The following is a 6,036-nucleotide window of genomic DNA, read 5'->3' on the forward strand; positions in this document are numbered from 1 at the left end:
CTCTGTTTTTCTCTCTTTCGTTTTTCTTTCATTATATGGATGTCCTACTATGTACTCTACTATGTACTATGTACCCTATGTACTATGTATTCCTATGTATCCTATATGGATGTCCTATGTACCTCTATGTACTCTATGTACTATGTATCCTATGTATCTATCCTATGTATCTTCCAGCAAAAGGAGTATCAAAACGAAGCGTAAAAAGGCTGGGTGGAGCAATAAATATCTTGCTCAGCTACTGAGGTCGTTCATTGTAGGGCTAAATTAGAATGATTATTCTGGTCCGTAAGCTCTCGTAGACCAGCTGGATAGCAGCGGAGCAGATTTATTTTTCCTGCCCGGGACGGTTTATATCCAGCAAATCAATATTCAATTTCATCCACTGCAGAGTAGCAGCCAGGTTCACGGTATGGCAGATTCCATCATTGAGGGTTAACAAGCCACGGGTTTCATCAATTACCTGGTTCACCTCTTTTTGGCGTTCTTCAGAAAATCTCTCCAGCAAACGTTTCAGATTCAGCTGTCCCTGGGTCAGATATGCAAACCTCAGAGGAAACTGACGCAACTGGTACAATTTAACCAAATCTGGTTCCAACCCCGCTTTCTGCCAGGTTTGGAGTGCCATAAGAATCATGGAGTCCAGTTTATGCTTATCAATGACAGGTTTGTCTACTGTCTCGATAAAGTCCTTACTTTCCCCATTGATTAACAATCGTCCCAGTTGTTCGTCCCCTAAATAAATTGTCTGCAAAAAAAACTCCAACATATTGTCTTTAGTGAGGGGTTCTTTGTCCACATAATAACCGTTACGAGCCAACATGGGGGATTCCAGCAATGTTACCAGATCGTGCAACGCGAACGACTCACAGCCAACGCCACTGGCTTGACGACCAGGCAGAAAGAAAAACCGGGAATCAGTAAAGTCGTGATATTTTATCGCCAGTGTTATCGCTAAACCGACAAAATGCGACAGGGGCGAATAAAGTTGTTCTTTTTTGTAGCGCTTAAAAGCGCTCAGACTATCAACAAAAAAAAACCGATAATGCCCTTTGCTATTTCTCCTGATAGAAAAAACATTAACGTGACCTGTTGTATCCTGAAAAATATAGTTTTTTGGCTCTTCTGTTGCCATTAATGGCAGTTGCGTTATAAATAACGCAACCAACTGGCGAAGACACTGTTGTATACCAAGATAAGTATGCATAAGCCTTAAAATATTCGAATTAGCGGCATCCAGAAGTCTGTCAACTAACTCGTAGTTGGGCAGCTCTTCAGGCAAATCAAGCTGAGGAAGCACTGCTTTGGCAAATATTCTGATTAAATTTGCTGGCAATTTCTTAAACCCGGGATGTTTAATTAAAACATGGGTCATTTCACCTTCTTCCAGCTTTTCGGGAAAATAAAGCTTGAGGAGACTAAGAACCCCCTGCCAACGGTATTCTGCGCTCTCCAGATAACCTTTCTCTGCTAAAATATCGGGGTTTTCCCTATACAATGCTTTCAATTCTGCATAAAAGTCATCAATGTTGTTTTTCTGATCCATCGTTTTCAATGACTTTTCAGCAGCCTTAAGTATTTCTTTCAGTTTTTCAAGGTGCCTGGCATGACTCTCATTGTTTCCGGAAGCCGATGCTGACGCTGCCCCGGAGTCTGATGAACCTGAAGAGTCAGAACTACTTTGCCCTTTAGTCATTTGTTTTTTACTTTGTCGCTTTTGCTGCGGTGGTGGAGATTTACCGTCGGTTTTAGATTGTTCCTTGTTTTCGTTGCCATAACGGTTTAATTCGAATGGATAGCCAGTAAACACAGCTCCTTTATCTGGTTGTAGCCCTCCCCCTTCAGAGACAGGTAAACTGATTATCGAACTTTTTTTCCCCTTCTGTAACAGCAGTAGTGGAACAATCCCGGACTTGGGTAGACGAACGGGATCAGGTAAAAAAGAGGAAAAAATCGCATCGGCATCATTGCCATAGACCAATGATGAAGCGAAAGGAATTACAGCCTGACTGTCGACCGAAAAAAGGATGATGCCCAAAATAAAAACACAAGACATATTCTTCATAGTGAAAAACTGAACTTCTATTAGGGATGTAGCATAGGAATACTAGACAAAAAACTCATATTTAACTGATTTTGAGGTAATTTTTTTGGTTCACTGTTGAGCACGAGTTCACAATAAACGACTGTATATTAAGGGCGCCATATATGAAACATTCGACGTATTTTCAGAACTGACTGAAGTTCGATCAGATAATTTGGATGTGAATGTTGATTTCGTGCTCGGGAATCTGACATCAATTTTTCGCCTGTTTCAGATGAGTCACCGCAGGGTCGTAATCTGGAACGACTCGATTATGCTAAAACTGATACTTACTTGTAGGCAAAGAATATAACTAGTATTTATATGAGAACATATTCCAGACGTATTGCAGCAATAACAATCATGGTAAGTGCCACCTTTGCTGCCACAACTTCAGCCATAAAAGTGTATAAGAAAGAAGGAAGAATCCTGGTGTTAAGAAATGTACCAATAAGTCAGGTATTTACTCCTCAGGTAACGATTGAAGGAAATCAGCGATCTGGAAAAACTCATCGTGACCAGACGATGATCAGTTATCCAGTGACTCACAAAGCGAATTCAAATTCACGCTGTTCAAAAACTCTCCGGCAATGATTGTCAGTTCATTGGTTTTCAGTACCAGAGCGTTGCTGAGATTGTGTGCTTGCCGCAAGTAAGCATCTTCAACCGTCTTTTGGAACCGGGAAGAGCTATCAATGAGAGTCATCATGGCATACAGCTCTCTTGGTGAGGATGGACTGTGAGCGCCATGGTACTCTCTTTTCTTATTATTTGTCCCGATGGCAGCATCAGCCCAACAATACTTTAAGCATCCGCCTTTCGAGTTTGCCAATCTATACAGGTAATAACTGAAGGCCTGCTGAATCGCTTGAGTGCATTTGTTTTTTAAATCACTCTCCAGTCTACGCTCCTCATCAGACGGTTTGAGGCGCTCCAGAGTAGTGCTGTACCTGTTTTCAATCTCAAGCCGTTTTTTCTTATATTCACTTTTTTCACTTCGATATCGCTCATCAAGAGACACGGGGTGTCTGTAATCGCTATTATCATGTGCTTTGTTCAGTGCTTTCATTTCATGATCAAATTGTTTTTTTATCTGCTCATATTGATTGATTTTTTCAAAAAGCGGCTTCAGGTCGTCCGGTCTGTTTGCAATAATTCGTTGTAACAGGGCTTCGACCTTTTCATTTATCACGGTGTCGTCCCAGTATGGATGCCCCATGATAATCACTGGACGGTGGTCCGCCTTGACCGGGCTTGACTGCTCAAACGCGGGATCATGTACCAACATTCGTTCTATATTCGGAATGCCTTCAGGTTCGTCCGTCCAGTATTTTTGTAGAGATAAGCTGGCAATTTTACCTTGAAGGAATGGCGAAACCCCATCATGACTATGAGTAACGAGCGAGGCATACGTTTTCATCGTTTGGAAGCCCTTGTAATAGTTCTGCCATAGGCGATTATTTTTTTCCCCGGCCAATGATTCCTTGTACCACTGTTTCAGACAACGGCTGGCATCAACTTTCAGTTCATCGACGCTTTCCAGACACAACAACAGCTTATGATGTTCAACTTTCTCCTTTCTCTGACTCTGGAAGTCTCCTTCCGGCAATGGATTCAGCCAACCCGATTTCAGGGCTTCACCGGCAAATTGAATAACTGAACATTTGCTTAAGTTACTGCCATTCAGTATTTTCACTATTGAGTTCAACCACTCGTGCGGGGATCCTCCGCCGTGAACAATCATTTTTGAATAGAGTAATTTGAGTTGAGCTGTGGCCTGATCTTCATCACTGTCGAACAATATTTGTTTTACGGCGTCCGACAGCAGATTACGTTTTCGGGCATTTTTATCATATAAATCACCAATCAATGCTTGCTCGGCACAGTCCGATGATTGTATCTCCAGCGACTCTAACATTGAGACGCCCATGGAAAAACTGGCCAAATCTTTTTTCTGCCAAAGTCTCTCAACCATTCTGAAAGGTGTCAGATCGGTTTCTGGCAATGCAGTATTTGTCTCAAGGGCTTTTTTCAGCGCCTCCAGGCTCATCCCCAAGGCGTTAGCCATAGCTTCCTGTTGTGCTAAATCAGCACCTTCCAGGAGATCCCTGATCTTCTTTGACTCAGAGCCAGAACCACCGACCCGCCTGGTGGGCTGGAAGTCAGGCAGGATGTTTGTTTTCTTGACAGGCGCCCCACCCAAATCCACTGGCTTCCAGGTATGGCCTCTATCCAGAGAACACTCTGCAAAAGTGTGATAACGGTTAAGAATTTGCCGACATGGAATCCCGAAATAACGGCAAAGAGCAACAAAAACAGGCACACGATGACGACAGCTCCCCTGCCGCTGTGTTACCAGGAAATGAAAGAAATTTTTATCGCGCTCTGCTGGCATAGCAACACCGGAAAACGCTTGACAAAAGTCCCTGATCGCCTCAATGCGTTGCCTGGTGTTTTTAGCGTTTTTTATTCTCTGCAAAGGTACCCGTACTTCAGATGGTTGCAGGTCAATGCGAGTAAACACTCCGTTCAGTACTGTTTTTATACCTTCTGAACAGCGGACGTCAAAACGTGTTGATTGTGCTGGTCGGACTTTTTCAGCCAGTGTTATTTTGCCCGCTTTTCTGTGTTCTACGACATAAGCAAATTTAATAATCTGGTTGGCTTTGGCCTCTGCAACAGTGATTGTGTGAAGCCCTGTATATCGATCCCTGAACAGGGTAAATGGCAGTTCTGGTTTTATGCGCAGAGCCACGATACGGTCATCAGGCGTCAGGCTGGGCAACGCATATCGACCATTGTCCGATGACCAGTCAAAGGTCGCCAGCGTTTGATCTCTGGCTAATATCACTTCCTGGTCAGATTCTGGTAACCGGTTCGGTATGAGGACTTCAGCCCCCTGCATGTGTCGATCATTAATATCGATCCATTTAATATCACCCTTATCAGACACAAAAATATCCTTTGCCCACCACCGATACATACCGGGAAAATAGTCCTCACTCTTAAAAATTATATACTCGCTAATCTGTGGCTCACTCTCGTTCTCATAGTCCGTTGTCCGATCCAATACCGGAGCCTCTTTCTCGTGCTCTTTCGAATCGTATTTTTCGGGCGCCTTATCATCGTCAATAGTCAACGCCTTGTGAACAGGTTCTGGCTCAGGGTTCTTGCTATGAGCCAACGCTGGCGCTTGTTTCTCCCGGACTTTTGGCATGTCTTGTGTTGTTTCGTTAATAAAATCGTCTACCAGATGCTTCGGCAGATCACTGATCTGATGCCAGAACACGGACCAGCGTTTTACGCCATGGTCTATCCATTCACTTATCCGCCTGTCAGCCTCACGAAGATAAGGCTGGTGAGCAGATAAGCCCAGCGTCAGTGTTTGTTCTGTCGTGAGGGAAAATACGCTATCAGCCTTCAAACCCGTCTGGCCAAACTCACGATTAAACCAGCTTTTCTGCCAGTGTCGGTAAAGTGCCTGAGTGAGTAGATCGTCGGAGTCATAAGGCTTCAGGGGAAGGCCCGATGACTGCCACTTTGCCTGAGCCACGCTCTTGATGATTTCCGTTCTGGCTTCCTTTTCATCCAACTGAGTGTTAACACGGATTTCATGTTTTTTTTCATCAACACTGTTGAGATGACTGCTTCGTACCAACCACGGACGATCAATGTTCGATACCGTTTGATTGAGCCAACGGCAAAGTCCGGAATCAAATTCACTTTTCCCTATGGCAAGAGCCGAAGACTCCTGCAGTTCCTCCAGCGATATATTGGCGGCCATCAGATAAAGCCGGTAGTGCTGATTAAGGCATTGATGAACGGCTTTTTCGCTAAAATCGCCACCTCTGGTGATAGCCCTGGCGATATTCTGTAAATCAAGACTGGTCGGCTGCAGCGGCAGGTTTTTGCGTTGCAGGTAAGCCCTTAAACGACAATGTTTTTCCGTCACC

Annotated in this window: 2 protein-coding genes; both read right to left on the reverse strand. The window is 44.0% G+C overall.

What is annotated here, in order from left to right:
* Positions 1–328 precede the first annotated feature (328 nt).
* A complete protein-coding gene (locus tag KDK17_RS04285; protein WP_257287433.1) occupies positions 329–2,065 on the reverse strand; it encodes a hypothetical protein in 1,737 nt (578 codons plus the stop codon).
* 547 nt (positions 2,066–2,612) lie between these two features.
* On the reverse strand, positions 2,613–6,036 hold a 3,424-nt coding region (locus KDK17_RS04290), incomplete at its 5' end, for a transglutaminase-like domain-containing protein (protein WP_257287434.1).

It is taken from the genome of Endozoicomonas sp. SESOKO2, assembly GCF_024606245.1.
In the GTDB taxonomy this organism is placed as follows: Bacteria; Pseudomonadota; Gammaproteobacteria; order Pseudomonadales; family Endozoicomonadaceae; genus Endozoicomonas_A.